The 18,468-nt window shown below is 39.2% G+C and carries 18 protein-coding genes; 10 read left to right on the top strand and 8 right to left on the bottom strand.

Translation table 11 applies throughout. From position 1 onward, the window contains the following. Positions 1 to 47: 47 nt before the first annotated feature. The 3 genes from HVN35_10450 to HVN35_10440 form a co-directional block, all read right to left on the bottom strand. Positions 48 to 410, bottom strand: coding sequence for a cupin domain-containing protein (locus HVN35_10450; protein NYB52962.1), 363 nt, complete (start codon positions 408 to 410; stop codon positions 48 to 50). Positions 411 to 774: 364 nt separating this feature from the next. Next, complete coding sequence (locus tag HVN35_10445) at positions 775 to 981, bottom strand: hypothetical protein (protein NYB52961.1); 207 nt, start codon at positions 979 to 981, stop codon at positions 775 to 777. A gap of 27 nt (positions 982 to 1,008) precedes the next feature. Continuing rightward, complete coding sequence (locus HVN35_10440; protein ID NYB52960.1) at positions 1,009 to 1,734, bottom strand: hypothetical protein; 726 nt, start codon at positions 1,732 to 1,734, stop codon at positions 1,009 to 1,011. Positions 1,735 to 1,974: 240 nt separating this feature from the next. Here HVN35_10440 and HVN35_10435 point away from each other — a divergent pair, with 240 nt between their 5' ends. Further along, on the top strand, positions 1,975 to 2,565 hold the full coding sequence (locus tag HVN35_10435; GenBank protein ID NYB52959.1) for a zinc dependent phospholipase C family protein: 591 nt from the start codon (positions 1,975 to 1,977) through the stop codon (positions 2,563 to 2,565). Positions 2,566 to 2,719: 154 nt separating this feature from the next. Further along, positions 2,720 to 2,893, top strand: coding sequence for a hypothetical protein (locus HVN35_10430; protein NYB52958.1), 174 nt, complete (start codon positions 2,720 to 2,722; stop codon positions 2,891 to 2,893). A gap of 205 nt (positions 2,894 to 3,098) precedes the next feature. Here the strand turns inward: HVN35_10430 and HVN35_10425 are convergent, their stop codons facing one another. Continuing rightward, a complete protein-coding gene (locus HVN35_10425) occupies positions 3,099 to 4,079 on the bottom strand; it encodes a TRC40/GET3/ArsA family transport-energizing ATPase (protein ID NYB52957.1) in 981 nt (326 codons plus the stop codon). Positions 4,080 to 4,387: 308 nt separating this feature from the next. On the opposite strand from HVN35_10425, the gene HVN35_10420 reads away from it, so the two are divergent. The 5 genes from HVN35_10420 (at position 4,388) to HVN35_10400 (ending at position 10,487) form a co-directional block, all read left to right on the top strand. Then, positions 4,388 to 5,209, top strand: coding sequence for an NAD+ synthase (locus HVN35_10420; protein NYB52956.1), 822 nt, complete (start codon positions 4,388 to 4,390; stop codon positions 5,207 to 5,209). Positions 5,210 to 5,269: 60 nt separating this feature from the next. Further along, entirely contained in the window at positions 5,270 to 5,581 is a 312-nt protein-coding gene (locus HVN35_10415; GenBank protein ID NYB52955.1) for a divalent-cation tolerance protein CutA, read from the top strand. A gap of 115 nt (positions 5,582 to 5,696) precedes the next feature. Beyond that, the gene (leuS, locus tag HVN35_10410; GenBank protein ID NYB52954.1) at positions 5,697 to 8,546 is read left to right on the top strand and encodes a leucine--tRNA ligase; all 2,850 of its coding nucleotides are present in this window, start codon (positions 5,697 to 5,699) and stop codon (positions 8,544 to 8,546) included. Between the two features lie 128 nt (positions 8,547 to 8,674). Next, positions 8,675 to 9,514, top strand: a complete 840-nt coding sequence (locus HVN35_10405) for a hypothetical protein (protein NYB52953.1) — start codon at positions 8,675 to 8,677, stop codon at positions 9,512 to 9,514. Positions 9,515 to 9,542: 28 nt separating this feature from the next. Further along, positions 9,543 to 10,487 carry a GNAT family N-acetyltransferase gene (locus tag HVN35_10400; GenBank protein NYB52952.1) on the top strand — a complete coding sequence of 315 codons (945 nt, stop codon included), beginning with the start codon at positions 9,543 to 9,545 and terminating at the stop codon, positions 10,485 to 10,487. Positions 10,488 to 10,549: 62 nt separating this feature from the next. Here the strand turns inward: HVN35_10400 and HVN35_10395 are convergent, their stop codons facing one another. Both HVN35_10395 and HVN35_10390 read right to left on the bottom strand, forming a co-directional pair. Then, the gene (locus HVN35_10395; GenBank protein ID NYB52951.1) at positions 10,550 to 11,326 is read right to left on the bottom strand and encodes a fumarylacetoacetate hydrolase family protein; all 777 of its coding nucleotides are present in this window, start codon (positions 11,324 to 11,326) and stop codon (positions 10,550 to 10,552) included. Between the two features lie 101 nt (positions 11,327 to 11,427). Next, positions 11,428 to 12,288, bottom strand: a complete 861-nt coding sequence (locus HVN35_10390) for an ATP phosphoribosyltransferase (protein NYB52950.1) — start codon at positions 12,286 to 12,288, stop codon at positions 11,428 to 11,430. A gap of 207 nt (positions 12,289 to 12,495) precedes the next feature. Between HVN35_10390 and HVN35_10385 the strand changes: the two genes are divergently transcribed. Together HVN35_10385 and HVN35_10380 are read left to right on the top strand one after the other, a co-directional pair. Continuing rightward, on the top strand, positions 12,496 to 13,788 hold the full coding sequence (locus tag HVN35_10385) for an amidohydrolase family protein (GenBank protein NYB52949.1): 1,293 nt from the start codon (positions 12,496 to 12,498) through the stop codon (positions 13,786 to 13,788). Between the two features lie 57 nt (positions 13,789 to 13,845). Then, complete coding sequence (locus tag HVN35_10380) at positions 13,846 to 14,535, top strand: HAD family hydrolase (protein NYB52948.1); 690 nt, start codon at positions 13,846 to 13,848, stop codon at positions 14,533 to 14,535. Positions 14,536 to 14,736: 201 nt separating this feature from the next. Here HVN35_10380 and HVN35_10375 read toward each other — a convergent pair whose 3' ends face one another. Next, the gene (locus tag HVN35_10375) at positions 14,737 to 14,934 is read right to left on the bottom strand and encodes a hypothetical protein (GenBank protein ID NYB52947.1); all 198 of its coding nucleotides are present in this window, start codon (positions 14,932 to 14,934) and stop codon (positions 14,737 to 14,739) included. An 872-nt stretch (positions 14,935 to 15,806) separates the two neighbouring features. Here HVN35_10375 and ftsA point away from each other — a divergent pair. Further along, on the top strand, positions 15,807 to 17,147 hold the full coding sequence (gene ftsA, locus HVN35_10370; protein NYB52946.1) for a coenzyme F390 synthetase: 1,341 nt from the start codon (positions 15,807 to 15,809) through the stop codon (positions 17,145 to 17,147). A 121-nt stretch (positions 17,148 to 17,268) separates the two neighbouring features. On the opposite strand, the gene HVN35_10365 is transcribed toward ftsA, so the two are convergent. Further along, a complete protein-coding gene (locus HVN35_10365) occupies positions 17,269 to 18,396 on the bottom strand; it encodes a DegT/DnrJ/EryC1/StrS family aminotransferase (GenBank protein NYB52945.1) in 1,128 nt (375 codons plus the stop codon). Positions 18,397 to 18,468 lie beyond the last annotated feature (72 nt).

Raw genomic sequence — 18,468 nt, 5'->3', positions numbered from 1 at the left:
CAGTGTTGCATAGATAGATATCTATAAATTCACCACATTCAGTGATATTAAACTAACACCTCATCTTCTTTTTGCCAGGGAGGAGTTACCACACATAAAAATTTTAAGGGAGAACTACCAGTGTTTTCTATCCACTGCACAGAACCCGGAGGGATGTAGATAGCATCACCAGATTTCACATCTGCTGTTTCATCATCAATGTGCATCTTCCCACAACCCTCCAGGAGGTAGTAGATTTCCACGGATTTTTTCAATTTATGTGGTAGAGAAACTTTGCCCGGGGCCATGATTGCATGGGCAATACTGCAACCCATTTCAATGTTCTCATTTTTAGGATGCAGAAGCTCGCAAAGAACAGTTTCATCCAGCACCTGGAAGTATTCGCATTTTTTTAAAGACTTTATTAACATAAAATCAACCTCGGATAAAATACAGATTGTCTATCATAAGATCTACCATAATAAGATTTACTGTATTCCAAAAAAATTTTTCTGAGATGGTCCCTAATTTTTTATCAACAGATTTAGATGAAATTATATTAACCATTTGGGCAGATAAACTGTTATATGGGGATAAGTTTTTCAAGGGATTGAGGTTATTAAAAAAATCTAAAAAAATCCTTATTGTCTGTCGGTTCCATAGATCAGATTCTCTGTCCATCATTATAACGTAATGTATAACCTTTTTATAAACTGATATTGTGATATATTAGATTTTATCTCGAATTTGATAACTGATTATGTGTTTTTCAATAGAGGTAATTCTTTTTTTTAACTATTCACCCGATTTTTCTTCATCATCCTTATTCATTGTCTCAAAAATCTTAAAGGCAATAATGGAACCGCAAAGCCATGAGAAAATTTTAACAGGTCCTGTTGGTGATTTTTCACCGATAAAATCAGCAAACAAGTTAAAAATTAAAACTATTCCTAAAAACACCAGAAAAGCCACTAAAATTCTGATGATTCTTTGGTAGTTCATATTTCACCATAGATTTATAAAAAAACACTATTCATCCTTTTTATCTTCATTCTCATTATCCCTTCCGGAGGCAAGGGCCTCTAATTCGTCTATAACTTCTAGTTCTCTCCCTTTTTTCTCTTCTCTTTCTATTAGAAAAATTCCAATGGCAGCTCCTAGAATTCCTCCCAGGGTGTCTATAAACAAGTCTTCCATGGTGTCAGCCAGGGGTGGGGAGACCATGGATCCCTGGGTGAGGCCGGTGGGAAGATAAGTACCTATAAAGGGGTAGAGTATTTGATCATAGAAATATTCACCCATCTCTAGACCTGCTCCCAATCCCATGGTTATTAAAACTATCAGGCTAAACATAACCCCTTTACTGGCCTGAAGTTTTCCCAGAGCATAGAAGGTGTAAATAATCATCATACCCACCAGACCAACAACGAAAGAGATCAGAAGATGCATGAATTTGTCATAGTAGGGCACCCGGCTATAGAAACTGTAAGCATCAGCCACAATCAGTTCAAAAAAGACCACAATCAAAAATAGTATCTCTATATCCACGGGAACAACACATACTCTGTTTTTTGTAAAAAATCGTGGAGCAAGAAGAATACTAAGACCTAAAAGAGCTAAAAATCCAAAGAAAACCTCCCCAAAGAGAAGCTGGTAAACTCCGTTAATCAGGATGACTATCCTGAGAAAGGATCTTAAATACATTTTCCAGGATGGAACCTGACTGAAATCAATAGGGCAGGATTTATTATCCATAAGATCTCCCTAAAAGAGTAATTATAGTTAATCCTTCAATTTTATTAAATTTTATTCTAATAAGTCCTTTTTCGTAGCTCATTGGTGTTTTTTAGTACATATTCTATTTGATAGAGTTACATATAAACCTCTAGGGATAGGTTTAAATATGAGTACTGAGCACACACTTATTTAAATTTGTTATTTGAAAATTATTTTTTCGAGGAATAATCCGCTTAGAATCAATTTAAATGGGGAAATATGAAAAAAGGACTGATATCGGGATTGATCCTGTGCACTGCTTTATTGTCAATTCTCCAACCAGTTTCAGCCTGGGCTGCCCCTAACCATTATGCTATTGCTGAAGAAGTGTATTATTCCCTCCCCTATGATGCTCAGACGAAACTGGACCTTTCAGAAATGCTTAATGGGGCAGACGATCCTGATTACAAATTCTTTGACTTCCAGAACCACCATTATCCTTTCAGTCAAGAAAAAGCCAACCAATGGCTTGAAAAAGGCCATAATTATTATCTTAAGGGAGATTATAAACAGGCCAGCTACTGCTTCGGTGTTGCCACCCATTATCTCGCAGACGGTGCATGCCCACCCCACTCCGGCGGTGGTCACTCAGGATATGAGCATACTAAATGTGAAATCCAGGCCATTACACTACAGCCACACATCACCATAAAAAATGGGAGTGCCAGTTTTTCACAGTACTCATGTAACCAGATGAGTGAAAATGCATGGCAAAATTATCTAAAAACGGGTGATACTTCTTGTATCCAGCAATGTCTCGATAAATCAGCGATAATATGTTTTTTAGAAGTAAAAAATGCGATTTATTAGAATTGGATCTTTAATTTTTCAATAAATCTAGAAGTAATACTCAATGAAAGATATGTGGCTGCAGAGCTTCCATCCGATGCATCTCGGAATCATGAGGTTTTTTTTAGAACTTTAATCACTGATATTGCCTGTATTATGGAAGATAACTTTGAATTTGTTTTCTTATCTTTTCTTATCCAACACAGAACGGATTAGACCATATCTCAAGGACGGAATTAGTGGAGCATACGAGTTAATATTCAAAATCATCTTCCAGGGCAGGGAAGTAGACTATGCTGACTTGGTACTTTCAAGTCTATTCATACTCCCACATGATCAGTCAGGTTAAATACTATAAACGGACTGGGATGGTTATGATAAGCACTGGAAGGGTTTATTAACAATACTTTAAAGTCATTGGTGATAAAATGATGTATTATCATTTATTTGAATTAATTCCCCCTATTCAAAGAGTTATAGTTAATGCAAAGGAACCATGTTCTGGTTAATGGTAAGAGAATTGAAAAATAAAAAAAATTATTTATAAAATTAATTTAGGAAGCCTCTGCTTCTCCTTCCCCGTATAAAATCTTACCAACTTCTCGCAGTTTTTCAGTTCCTTTAACTTCCTCTCGGAAGAGTGGAATCTCGGCTATTAATTGGTTACCGAATTTTTGCCGGATGCTTTCCAGTCGTTTCTGCTGTATCTGGCGTCGGGCACGGCAGAAGTCACAGTCAGCTTCTTCAGGCTGGATCTGGTTAACAATAACTCCATCAGTGTGCATGTTATTCTTTTCCAGGGCTTGCATGGCTCTTTCAGATTCATATATGGACATTTCCTCCGGGATAACCACCATTTTAAAGGATGTTCTTTCCGAGTCAGCCATCACTTCTCTGGCGATTTTAATCTGTTTCTTGGTGGCTTCCATATCCTCCAGGGCACGGTCCTCTTCTTCTTCATCACCCATAAAGGGCATGATGTTCTTGAAGGCTTTGGCCATGCTTCCGATCTGTCTCCGGATTTTGATCATCTTCCCTACCCAGCTATCCATCATTTCCGGGAAGGAGAGGAGTCTAAGGGTGTGACCGGTGGGTGCAGTGTCAAAAACCACCACATCATACTCATCAGTGGTCATGTACTGGAGGAACTTGTCAAAAGCTGCAGCTTCGTCAATTCCAGGAGCCATGGTGGCCATTTCCATCTGATCCTCCATCATACCCATGTCCATACCAGGATTTAATGCCTGTTGTTCCTTCATTTTTGCCTGATAATCCTTCATAGCCACTTCCGGGTCGATTTCAGCAGCCCACAGGTTTTCACCGATAGGTGTGGGGTCATGTCCCAGTTTTTTCTCTAAAGAGTCAGATAGGGAGTGGGCCGGATCTGTGGATATAACCAGGGTTTTTTTACCCTCATTAGCAAGCCACAATGCAGTTGCTGCTGATACAGTGGTTTTACCAACCCCGCCTTTCCCCCCTATAAATACAAAAGTTGTTTTTCCTTTTTTAAACTTGAAAAGGTCTTTAAATGCCATTTTTTCTGCCTCCATTAATTCTTATAAGATTTTATAAGCCTAAAATAAGCCTCAATCTTTACTTGATAAATAGTTTCTACTGGACTATCTTATTAATTCCCATGACCATATAAAAATTGTGCAAATCCATATTAAATAAAGGCCCTATAATTAGATATGGATTAACATTTCGCAGCTATGATCAATGATTTAAAACATGATTAAAAGACTCTCAAATGTTTAAATATAATGAAAAGAATGAATAAATTTCTGAAGTCCTTTATATCTATCGATCTGTTTTGAGTCAGGTATTTAAAAGTAAAATCTGTATGGTGAATGGTATGGGGAATGATAATGGAATCTTACCAGTGTTGGATTTGGATCGGGTGTCAAGGGAGATATCCGGTTTCATCGAAAGCTCATTAATAGAATCAAACGCCAAAGGATTGGTAATCGGGCTTAGTGGGGGATTGGATTCATCCACCACAGCTCAACTATGTTCAGGGGTGGTAAATCCTCGTAAGATTCTGGGACTGGTAATGCCCAGCCAGACCACCAGTAAAGAAGATGTGGAAGATGCCATTAACCTGGCAGAAGAAATCGGTATAAAACACAAAATTATCCACATTGATCCGCTCATTGAACCATTAACTGAAGTTTGCCGTGGCTCACCCCTCAATGAAAATAATAAAATGGCAGAAGCTAATCTTAAGGCTAGAATCAGGATGGTAATTCTTTATTATCATGCTAATGCCATGAATCGTTTAGTTGTGGGAACTGGAAACCGAACAGAACTTTTAGTGGGTTACTTTACCAAATATGGTGATGGCGGGGTGGACATCCTCCCAATAGGGGGATTATATAAAACTGATGTTCGCAACTTAGCCCACCACCTGGGGTTAAATCAGAATATAATAGAAAAAGATCCTACTGCAGGTTTATGGCCTGGCCAGACCGATGAAGAAGAACTGGGAATCAAATACCAACTCCTGGATAAGATCCTTTACCTCATGACTGAATGCAGGTTGAAAGAGGATGAAGTCGCCCTAAAACTAAAAATACCTTTGGATGAAGTGGTAAAGGTTAAGTTAATGATGTTGGCAGCTGAACACAAGCTGCAAATGCCGCCAACACCATCCATAGTCAGATAGGATTTGTAATATTAGAGGAAATAGCCTATTAAATTAAATCAAAGAAAACTTGGGAGATAAATGTATTCCATAATTTATATAACCACTTCTGGAGTGGAAGAATCCAAAAAAATCGCGAAAACCCTTTTAGAAGAGAAAATTGTAGCATGTGCTAATATAATTCCAGAAATGGAATCAATTTACTGGTGGGAGGGTGATCTGGAAGAGGATGTTGAATCTATCCTTCTTTTAAAAACCCGCTCATATTTAGTGGATAAAGTGATAGATAGGGTTCTAGAAATTCACAGCTACCAAACACCATGTGCACTGGAAATCCAGATCAAAAAAGGATCACAAGATTACCTTGATTGGCTGGATAAGGCAGTGGAATGATTAATATTTTCCATAAAATCAGGATTATGAATAGACAATTGTAGAAAAGAGCTAATAAAAATTAAAAAAATTATTCAATTTTAAATAATACTTCATTTACACGGTGATTTTAGTGATTTACAATGAAATAGAGGATAAATGGCAGAAAAAATGGCATGAGGCAAAATTATTCCAATCAAACCCTGATCATCGCAAGAAACTATTTTTGACAGTAGCCTACCCGTACCCCAGCGGGGCCATGCACGTGGGTCACGGCCGTACTTACACTGTCCCTGATGTATATGCTCGTTTCAAACGAATGCAAGGTTATAATGTATTATTCCCCATGGGATGGCACGTTACCGGTGCCCCGGTAATAGGAATTGCCAAACGCATTTCCCGAAAGGACCCCTGGACTCTGGACATCTATCAGAATGTTCACAAGGTACCTGAAGATGAACTTAAAAAATTCACAGACCCTCACTACATTGTAAAATACTTCAGTGAAGAATATCATAAGGTAATGACTAATTTGGGTTATTCTATAGATTGGAGACGGGAATTCACCACTATAGATCCTTCTTACCAGAAATTTATCACCTGGCAGTTTGCAAAACTCAGTGAAAAGGGGCTGGTGCGCAGAGGAGCTCATCCAGTTAAATATTGTCCAGAATGTCAGAACCCGGTAGGGGACCATGACCTCCTGGAAGGAGAAGGAGTAGCCATAAACGAATTAACCCTGGTAAAATTCTCAATAAACGGAACATACTTGGTAGCCGCCACTTTCAGACCCGAAACACTATTTGGAGCCACTAACATCTGGTTAAATCCGGATGAAGCCTATGTAAAGGTGAAAAAGGGTGATGAGGAATGGATAATCAGCCAGAAAGCTTATCATAATCTTCTAAATCAGAAGAACAACCTGGAACTGGTGGGGGAAATAGATGCTCCTGGATTAATAGGGCAATATGTGAAGAACCCGGTAACTGGGGAAGAACATATTATTTTACCAGCATCATTCGTAGATCCTGATTACGCTACTGGGGTGGTGTACTCAGTACCAGCACACGCCCCTGCAGATTACATCGCCCTGGCGGACCTTAAAAACGACACTGATACTCTGGAGAAATATGATATAAAGGACGAAGTGGAAAAAATCGAGCCCATAGGATTAATAAGTCTTAAAGGATTCGGAGAACACCCTGCAGTGGAAATGATAGAGCAGATGGGTGTTAAAAATCAGAATGACCCTAAACTCAAGGAAGCCACCAATGAAATGTACAAACTGGAACATGCTAAGGGAGTTATGAAAGAGCATTTAACCGATTATGCCGGGTTCAAGGTACCCCAGGCCAGAGATGCCATAAAAGAACACCTCATTGAAGTTAAAAAAGGAGAATTAATGCATGAATTTGCAGAAAAACCTGTGAAATGTCGCTGTGGTACTGAATGTGTGGTTAAGATCCTGGAAAATCAATGGTTCCTCAAATACTCTGATGAGGAATGGACCCAGACCACCCTTAACTGCCTGGAAAGTATGAACACCGTACCAGGAGAAATAAGGTCCAACTTTGAATACTACCTCAACTGGCTCCATGACTGGGCCTGTGCCCGAAGAATAGGATTAGGAACGCCTTTACCATGGGACCCTCAATGGTTAATTGAACCATTAAGTGACTCCACTATTTACATGAGCTATTACACCATAGCACCCCATCTAAAGAAAATGGATCCTGAAAAGATGGATGAAGAATTCTTTGACCACATATTCCTGGGTAAAGAAACTGATAAAGATATTCCTCAGGTTATAAAAGAAGAATTCAACTACTGGTACCCCTTAGACTGGAGGTTATCGGCCAAGGATCTGGTGGGAAACCATCTATCATTCCACCTCTTCCATCACTCTGCCATATTCCCAGAGGAGAAATGGCCCCAGGGGGTGGTGGTCTTTGGAATGGGACTCATGGAAGGACATAAAATGTCATCTTCCAAGGGAAACATCGTTCTCCTGGAGGATGCCATTAGAATCCATGGAGCCGATGTAGTACGATTATTCCTCATGTCCTCAGCAGAACCATGGCAGGACTTTGACTGGAGGGAAAAAGAGGTAACCGGAACTAAAAAACGCTTAGAATGGTTCATGGGATTCGCTGAAATGGTGGATGAACTACACGGATCCCAAATTCGGCTCAGCGATTACACGGAAGCACCAGAGGTTGATAAATCCATAAATGCCTGGATAATCAGCCAGGTTAACCAGCGAGTTCGTGATGCCACTCAGGCACTGGAAGGGTTCCAGACCAGAAAAGCACTCCAGGAAGCTTTATTCCTGTTCAAAAAGGATATAGATCACTACCTGCACAGGGTGGATCATGAAATCAAGGAAGAAAACAGTCGGGAAGAAATAATTGATGTCTTAGCTTACATCCTGGGAATATGGATACGTTTAATGGCACCTTTCACTCCCCATGCCTGTGAGGAACTGTGGGAAAGACACGGAGGTCAGGGATTTGTATCAGAAGCACCATGGCCAGAAGTCGATGAAAATTTAATTGATGAAAAAGTGCACAAGGGTGAGGAGATCATCCAGGGACTGGTAGATGACATCCGGGAGATTAAAAAGATAACTCAGAGCCAGCCAGAAAAAATACATGTCTATCTCGCTCCAAAATGGAAGTGGGAGGTCTTTGATATTGCCCACCAGGTAGGAAAGCCAGATATCGGTCAAATTATGGGGAGGGCTATTAAGGCCAACATCCATGATGATAAGAAGGAACTTGCAGGGTTTGCTCAGAAAATAGCTCGTGAAATGACTCGTTTAAACTACGTGGGATATGTGGATGAAAAACACCTTCTGGATGATGCAGTGGACTTCATTGCCCAGGAATCAGGTGCAGAGGTTATAGTGTACCAGGAACCAACCTATGATCCTAAAAACAAGGCCAGAAATGCATTGCCCTACAAACCGGCACTTTACATTGAATAATTATATCATGAGGGGGAAATAATATTAATAATGAAGAATTTGCTCAAATATTAGTCAGAGAACTTGTTGAAAAAGATCCACCAGATTCAAAGGATTTTATTCGTGGAAACAGGATAGATCCCAATAATTTGGATGATGCAGATGAAATCTGGAAATTCTTTGTTAGATGTAATATCGATTCTCTTGGAATAAAATCAAAAATTGTAGGAGATCATTGGGAGATCATTCCTGAAAATAGTATGCTTAAGCAACTTGAGAGATTATTAAAAGGTTTAAAAGGTTTAAAAGGGTTAAATTGTTATAAAAATTTTAGTAATGAATGTCCTGTGACTTTTAAATCAGGAACTTTTGAGAATAAGGAAAATTGTTGTAATATCGCACAGTTTGATGAATGTCCTGTCGTAATTCTCATTAAAGAAATAAAATGGCACAGAGCTCATTATAAAATTGCTAAAATTATCGCAGAAACCGCTAAACGTTTATTGATTCAAGATCCATATGGAAAGAAAGAAGGTAATCTTAATGATGTCGTAAATGCCGCAATTAAAAAACACGAGAATACAAGTGATCAATGGCAACATCAGGCTACAAAATATTTATTAAAAAAATTTGAAGATATAAAATGGTATGGAAATCCACCGAAGGCAGTGGTGTGGTTTTTTTCTGAGCTCAGTAGTCCTGTACATCAGGTTGAACATTGGGAATTCGATTTATGGGAATTCACTCCTGTTGACACTCATGTGCAGCGTTTATCAAATCGTTTCGGGTTTTTATCGAAAAATAGTGACATTAAGACAGCATTATCCGAACTTTTCCTGAAGAACCACGAAAATTTGATTTTGCCTTATATAGGTTGGGTGGGGAAGCGGAAAGAAATATATGCAGGAAAGACCCTGATTGTGGTGTTTGCAAAGAACAATTACCTCTTATTTTTGAGGCGTGTTCTTGTGATGTTAAGAAGCCAGTAAATTGAAATTTAATTTTAAGTGTCATAATATGATAATTAAACTTATGAATGACAGCCACTTGGAAAAAATTCTGGAAATAGACCAGAGTGCCTTCCAAAGAGATGAACCACGTACAGTGCAAAATCTCAAAGGACTCCGAGAAGGAGACCCTGAAGGTTGTTTCGTACTCCTAGATGGAAAAGAAGTGGTGGGTTATTCTTTTAACAAAACCATGGGTGATGAGGGTTATCTGGGTCCTGTGGGTATTCAGCCATCTCTTCATGGGAAAGGTTGGGGTCAGAAACTCATTCAGAAGAGTTTAGATTACTTGAAGAGTCATTGTAAGGTTATCGGCTTGGAGGTGCGTCCTGAAGCTGGGAACAATTTAGGACTGTACCATAAAATGGGATTTCATTCAGCATTTCCTTCTCTGATACTGGAAGTCCCCGAAAAGTTCCAAATTCAACCAAAAAAATCTAGAATAAATATTAGTGATGAAAACAGTTGTAAAGATATAAACTACCATATAGAATACAATGTAGAATTATACTCTCATCTTCCAGAAGATAGAAAAAAACTGATTTTAGATAAGATAGAACTCTGGACTGGTAATGATCTTAAAGGTATAAGCTACAAGAATGATTTGGACTTGATCAACGCTGGTGATGGGGATATAATTATTATCAGTAAAGATGATGAACCACTGGGTTTTTTGGCATACTACAGCGTAGTATTCCTCCACTTATGGGGGGCAATAAAACCCACAAGATGTCAGAAAGATATTCTAAGGGAAGGTTTACATTTTTTCCGCAAGATAAATCCGCAGGGAGAGGTTTTAATTGAGGTAAACACTCGTTACAGTGATCTGGTTGATTTTTTGATGGGTGAAGGTTTCAAAATAAGAAAAAGTGTAAATCGGATGCTATTAGAAGGTTTTGAGGGTGAATATCTTAAAAAAAGTTCTGATTTCGTAATGAGGGCGTGGCACGCATAATTTTATTAATTAAATCATGTTTTTAACACTGCTCTGAGGATTTCCGGCATTAATTTCCGGCATTATGGTTGAATCACTTTATTCTTCAGAATTCCAATACCTTCTACACACACCTCAGTCACATCTCCCACTTGAAGGGGTCCCACACCAGGGGGAGTGCCAGTGGCAATCACATCACCTGGCTTAAGGGTCATAATTTGTGATATGAAGCTCACCAGTTCTTCTGGAGGGAATATCATATTTTTGGTGTTAGAATCCTGTTTAACTTCCTCATTAACCTTCATACATATCCTTTGATTGGAAGGGTCAAGTTCGGTTTCTATCCAGGGCCCAAGAGGGCAGAAGGTATCGAAACTCTTAGCACGCGTCCACTGACCATCCTTTTCCTGTAAATCCCGGGCAGTAACATCATTGAGGACAGTATAACCAGCCACATAATCAAGGGCATCACCTTCACTGATAAAGTGGGCCTGGCTACCAATAACTATAGCCAGCTCAGCCTCATAATCCACATGATGGGATTGAGGGGGATATATAATACTTTCTTCATGGCCAATTACCGTGGTAGGAGGCTTTAAAAACAGGATAGGTTCATCAGGAAGTGGCATGTTCAACTCTTCAGCATGGTCACGATAATTCAAACCCACACAGACCACTTTACTGGGTTGAACTGGGGGGAGAATCTTAATTTCATCCAGAGAGTAGAAATCTTTCCTTTCAAGATCATCAAAGGGTGACTGGGCAGCTTCAAGTAGGGAATGGTGTATTTCCACCAATCCTCCGTTGATAAGCACTCCGTTTTTATTCTCATCATCCTTTTTAAATCTTATAAGCTTCATATCAATCCCTAAGCCTTTTTCAAGTGTTTGTTTCCATTATATAAAATTTCACGTAACACACTATTCTTGTCATGCATTTTGTCATTTTGGTATAATCTATATCAAATGATCCTCTCAATGGGCATCACTAGAATGTCCCGTGCTCCAATTTTTTTAAGACGGTTAACCACCTGAAATACTTCATTTTCATCCACTACCGCGTGAACAGCAACAACACCATTATTGGAGAGAACCTGGGAGACAGTGGGACCAGTCATACCAGGCATGGCACTTTTAACCTCATCCAGAACCTCTTCATCCACATTCATCATAACCAGTTTTTTACCCTCAGCATCCAGAACACCCCTTATACCAGTTCGAATTTCCTCAATTTTTTCGTTTTTCCCCAGGTAACTATGAGGATTGGCTATAAGATGCACTGAGCTTTCTAGAATGGTGTCTACTATCTGCAGATGATTCATTTTTAAGGTGGTGCCAGTGCTGGTTAGATCAGCAATCAAGTCTGAAACCCCAATAAACGGTGCTATCTCGGTTGAACCACTGAGTTCAACGATCTTAACAGGGATCCCATGATTTTCAAGGTATTTTTCAGTTAGACGGGGGAATTCCGTGGCCACAACTGATCCTTTCTTGATATCAGAAAGTTTTTCAATGTCTGATTCCTCAGGAGCAGCCAGCACCAGTTTGGAACGTCCGAAGTTCAGATCTTCCAGGATCTTCACCTGGGCTTCTTTCTCTTCAATCAGATCCAGACCAGTCATTCCCAGGTCTGCAGCCCCATCAGCTACAAATTCTGGGATGTCAGCAGCCCGGGTGAACATAACACTTATCTGATCATCATAGGTCTCAGAAAAAAGTCTTCTATTAACAGTATCCTTCAATCCAATCCCTGCTTTGGATAAAAGTTTCACTGCAGGATCGCTTATCCTTCCCTTGGATGGAAGGGCTATTCGTATTTGCATCAATTAATCCTCCGAGTTAGAATTTTTACCTTAAATTAAAGTTTTAAGTTAAAAGTTTAAATGGGTACATCAGATTATCGTGAAAAAATGATTGTATTTTACAATAATCTTGCAATATTATATAGATTTCACAAAATTATAGTGTTAATAGCAATACTGTAGATATTATATGTTGTTTTCCCCAATCTAATATAGATAGGTGGTCCAATGGAAAGTCAGTCTATTCTAATAAAAAACACTAATATACTCACTGATGAAGCTAAAAAAGGGTCAGTTCTTATAGAAGATGACAAAATCGTTGATATAATTGATAACAAAGGCTTATCTGGTGCTGACGAAGTTATAGATGGTGAAGGGAAGGTATTAATCCCTGGCCTTGTAAATACCCACACACACCTCTCCATGAGCCTTATGAGGGGACTTGCCGATGATTTAGCCCTTGATGTATGGCTGAATGATCATATCTGGCCAGTTGAATCTCATCTGGATGGGGAGCACTGTTATGCTGGTGCACTTCTGGCTGCTCTGGAGATGATTAAGTCTGGAACCACCACTTGTAATGATATGTACTTCTTCATGGATGATGTGGCCCGGGCCATTGATGAGGCTGGAATCAGGGGACTCATATGCCATGGCATGATAGATCTTTTTGATGATGAAAAAAGGAAGTCAGAGTTTAAAGAAACCCAGCGCATCATAGAAAAATGCCATAACACAGCGAATGGTAGAATAAAGGTAGCGCTGGGCCCACACACACCTTATACTTGTTCAACCGAACTTTTAAACTGGGTTCGGAGTAAAGCTGATGAAAAAGACCTGAAAATTCACATACACGTTTCTGAAACTGAAATAGAAGTTGAAAATAGTTTAAATGATAATAAAAAGCGGCCATTTGAGTACTTAGAAGATATTAGTTTTTTAGGTCCCGATGTTATCGCAGCACACTCTGTTTGGTTATCAGGGGCTGAGATAGCCTTAATAAATGAGAATAATGTTAAAATATCTCACAATCCTCTGAGTAATATGAAGTTGGCTTCAGGAATATCACCAGTTTCTGATATGCTGGCTAGTAATATCTGCGTGTCACTGGGTACAGATGGAGCTGCATCTAATAATAATCTGGACATGTTCCAGGAGATGAAAACCGCCAGCCTCCTTCAAAAGGTGCGAACCCTTGATCCCACAGTTTTACCAGCAGGTAAAGTCTTGGAAATGGCTACTATTAATGGTGCAACTGCACTGGGAATGGAAAAAGAGATTGGTACCATTGAGGTGGGTAAAAAAGCAGACCTGGTACTGATGGATATGAAAGCACCTCATCTAACTCCTTACCACAATCCCATATCTCATCTAGTTTATTCAGCAGAAGCTGCCGATGTAAACACAGTAATATGCAATGGAAAAATTTTGATGCATGATAGGGAAGTTTTAGTCTTGGATGAGGTGGAAGTGATGCAGATGGCAGAAAACTCTGCTAGAGATCTTCTCTCAAAAACATAACTTCATTTTTTTAATTAAAATTTTTTTAATTAAATAATAGAAACTAAAGTGGTTGGAATGACTCATAAGGATGTTTTAACTTTATTTGACATTGATGGGACTTTGGTTAGGGGAGCGCGCTGCCACTATATGGCCTTTGTACATTCGGTCAGTAAATTTTATGGAATGGAAGAAGATATCAGTGGTATTAACTATGCTGGTAAAACTGACCCTCAAATACTGCGGGAAGTTCTGGAACTGGGTGGCATACCAGAGAAAGTTATTGAAGAAAAATTCCAGGATTGCCTGGATTACATGGTCCAGGATTATCTGGCCAATGTGCACCGGGAGAATGTGCAGGCTTTAGGTGGTGTGAACCTCCTTTTAAGAGAATTGAAAGATGAAAATGTTTTATTGGGTCTTGCCACTGGTAATCTAGAACCAATTGCCTATGCTAAACTGAGTAAAGCTGGTCTGGATGGGTTTTTTTCATTTGGTGGTTTTGGTAGTGACAGTCCAGTAAGGCCTTGTCTGGTGGAAAAGGCAATAAACCGTGCCAGGGAATTTTATGGATTTAAGGGAAACCAGATATTTGTAATCGGAGACACTCCTCGTGATGTGGAAGCAGCCCAACCATTCAACCTGAAAACTATTGCTGTGGCCACTGGAAGATACACCACTCGTGAGCTGGAAAAAACAGGAGCAGATTTTGTTTTGGAAAGTTTAGAAGATGTTAATGGAGTTCTGGAGATTATGGGAGTAATTTAATTATGAATAACCTTAAAATTGAATATCCTCTAATAATATTTCCTTTTATCCAGATTAAAGGAATGGACTCAGTTTAATAAAGTTTAATAATTAAAGGAACATTTGAGGATAATCACCCCGTGGTGTGGAGGTAAGGTGTATAGATCTAAATTTACTAGGCCACGGGGAGTTATCTTATAATAGTTATTCTCTATATTGTTGCTAGATTAATTCAGTTTTGTGCTGATTTTTTCCCTTTTCAATGGCTTCGGTATAACCTTTTTTGAATCCTAATTTGAAACCTTCCTTAAATAGCTCTAAAGAGAATTCTCTAAGCCTTTCATTTTCTTTTTGGTAGTTTTCATTCTCTTTTTTATAGCGTTGCATTTCGGAAAGTTCAATGAGGTTTAATCTTACCATATGCGTCCTCTAAACTTTTTTTTTAAATGAGAAAAACCGTGGAGCGTGGAGGTGCACTTTTAGGTGCACCTCTTTTTTTCCGGGTGGTTGTTTCTCTCTCAGTTATTAGGTAAGATGAAACACTATATAAATATTGCTATATGTGATTCTAAATTCACAATTAGTGATATATATTGTGGCTTTAAATCTACGATTTAAGGTTAATCAAGAGTTAATTTTTACCCTTCAAATCTGCAGGACTGGTTATGGTGGAGTTTGGTTGAACCACAATCCCACTCCCGACCATGTTAACCGCTCCCACAACTTATTATTGGAACTCCTTTACTTATTCTCTCTAGAATAGGGGAAATTCCCACATATCCAATATATAATCTTCAATGGCCACAGCATCCACAATATTAGATCCTGTGCTTATCTGGACGGTTTTAAAATTTAAATCTTTATTTTCATAAGTTTTGTATTTTTAGCTACAAAAAGAGATGTGCTTTGTTCTTAGGGTAAATATCCCACCTTTATAACATTCTCGTCATTGGGGGGGGGGGAGATAAATAATACTCCAGCTATCATTAAAATAACAATGGCAAGGATTATTAACTTATAGTCCTTTATAATGCTCTTTATGCTATATTGGAATTATATGGTTGAATATTTTTATAAAATGGTATGTTTAGAGATTATTTCCCACTTATTTTCTTTTTATCTTATTGCATTTAAGCTGTTAAGGTTCTATATTTTGGAGTGGATTGTGTAATTTTTCTAACCATAAAAAATTTTATTAGAAATTATTATTAATTTGGGAGTCTATAGTCAATCACTGAATTAAAGACATAATTGTATACCTGTATTGGTTTATAGGGAGTTGGGTGATTTTGATGGGTTACTTCAGGGAAGAAATCGAAACCATGCCTAGAGATGAACTGGATGCTCTGGTTGATGAGCGCATCCAGTATACAGTTAAATATGCAGCTAAAAACTCTCTTTTTTACCAAAAATGGTTTAAGGAGGAGGGTATTAATCCTGCGGATATTCGTGAACACGAAGACCTGCGTGAACTGCCAATTATCTCTGGAAAAACAGTCCGGGAAAGACAGCCCCCTGAAACTGAGGATTTTGAGTTCAAATGCATTGACTGGAATGATATTTACACTATTCACGAGACCAGTGGAACCAGTGGCATGCCCAAATCATTCTTTTTAACCTGGGAAGACTGGAACCGTTACGCCGAGAAATATGCCCGTTCTTTTGTTTCCCAGAATTTTGGTAATGGAGACCGGGTGGTGGTTTGTGCCAGTTATGGGATGAATGTAGGAGCTAACACCATGACTCTGGCTGCTCAGAAGATTGGGATGACCATAATACCTGAAGGTAAGTGCACTTTCCCGGTGCGTATCATAAAGAATTATCAACCCACGGGAATAGTGGGAAGTGTTTTTAAACTAATCCGCCTGGCACGTCGGATGAAAAGCGAAGGATTTGATCCTCATGATTCCAGCATCAAAAGGCTCATAGCTGGTGGTGAAAGTTTTGCTGAGGAGTCACGTGCTTATGTAGAGAAATTGTGGGGAGTCCCGGTCTATAACACCTATGGCAGTACCGAGGGGACCATGTGCGGGGAATGCTATAAAAAGGTGGGCTTGCATGTGCCTGAGGATCTGGTTCATCTGGATGTTTACAACCCTCAACTGGAGGACTTTGTGCCGGAAGGGGAGTGTGGAAGGATAGTTTTAACCACACTACTCCCTCCAGGAGGTAAAACTGGCACATTACTCTTGAATTATGACACAGAAGACACAACAGTGGTGGTTAGCAGGGATAAATGCGGCTGCGGCAGAACCCACATGCGAATACTAAACCCGGAGAGGGAAGCTGAAACAGTCTGGGTGATGGGAGCACCATTTAACCGGGTTGACATTGAAAAAGGAGTTTTCCAGGAGGAGAACATGGATTATTTAACTGGGGAGTACGAGGCCTTTCTATATGGGGATGAAGAAGAAGTCACTCTCCGGGTAAGTATGGAGTGTCATGACCTGAAACAATGTGAAGAGGAGCTGGTTCAGGATAACTTTTTAAAATCATTCCTGGAATACAAGCCCACCCTCCATGAAGCACATCAGGATGGGAGCTTTAACATTAACTTCAATTTTACTGGACCAGGGGGTCTTGAATTTTATAAGATCAGGGGACGACCTAAACGTTTGGTGGACCGTCGCTGAAAGTAAAATGATGGTTAGTTTATTCCATTTTTTGTATTGTATTTATATTAGTTATTTGGTGATCCAATCAAACCATAACTCCTTAGAAAACCATCCATTAAATCAATAAAAATAATATAATTCACTTAAAACTATTCACGGATTCAATAACAAAAGCAACGTCCTCCACAGACATTTTAGGGTGCAGAGGTAATGTTACTTCTCTTTCTCCCACTAACTCAGTCATAGGAAGCATTCCCTCCTTTAATCCAAATTTCTCACGATAATATGTAAATAAATGGATAGGGGGATAGTGTACACTGGTCTGAATTCCCTTTCCCTTTAATTCTGCCATGAATTCATTTCTGGAAACATCTTCCGAGAGTAAAATAGGGAAAATATGGTAGGATGGTTTTCCAGGATGTTTTTTAAATGGAATGGAAATTTTAGACGTGTTTAAATCGTGAATATATGTCTGGGTGATTTTTTCCCGGTTCTGGTTGTTTTCATCTAATTTTTTCAACTGTATTCGTCCCAGGGTTGATGCAATTTCGTTAATCCGGTAGTTATATCCCACATCTGTAACATCGTAACTGAAGGAATGGCCTTTATGCCGGTCCCATGTTAATGAAGTCATGCTATGGGATCGCATTTGTCTGATCACCGGTGCTATGGTATCATCCCCAGTAACCAACATTCCTCCCTCACCAGTAACCATGTTTTTATTGGCAAAAAAACTGAAACATCCAACATCTCCCATGGTACCGCATTTATGTCCCTTGTATTCAGCTCCAGGGGCATGTGCCACGTCTTCGATAACTTTTAGGTTATGGTCTTCTGCAATTTCCATCACTGCATCCATATCGCAGGGATAACCTGCATAGTGCATTACAGTGACTGCTTTTGTTTTGGGAGTTATTTTTTCTAAAATATCCTCGGGAGATATGTTGAGGTTCTCTGGACTGGTTATATCTGCAAAAACAGGTTTAGCTCCGCAGTAAAGTGTAGCATTGGCTGTGGCTACAAATGAAAGTGAAGGGACTATAACCTCATCACCAGGCCCCACACCCAGTACCCTATTAGCCAAGTGAAGAGCTGCTGTGCAATTAGAAACTCCAAAGGAATGTTTAATTTTCAGATAATCAGAGAATTCTCTTTCAAATTCCTGGGTCACCGGGCCCATGGAGAGCCATTTGGATTTTAAAACTTCTATAACAGAGTTGATCTCTTCTTCACCCAAGTCGATGTCAGAAAGTGGAATTGATTTCATATTTTTCACGGGATGCAGTTAGTGATTATGAAGGTTTCTAAATGTTAGATTGCCTGATTCAAAGTTTACTTG

This window comes from Methanobacteriaceae archaeon (assembly GCA_013403005.1).
In the GTDB taxonomy this organism is placed as follows: Archaea; Methanobacteriota; Methanobacteria; order Methanobacteriales; family Methanobacteriaceae; genus Methanobacterium.
This window is presented reverse-complemented; position numbering and strand designations above follow the sequence as displayed.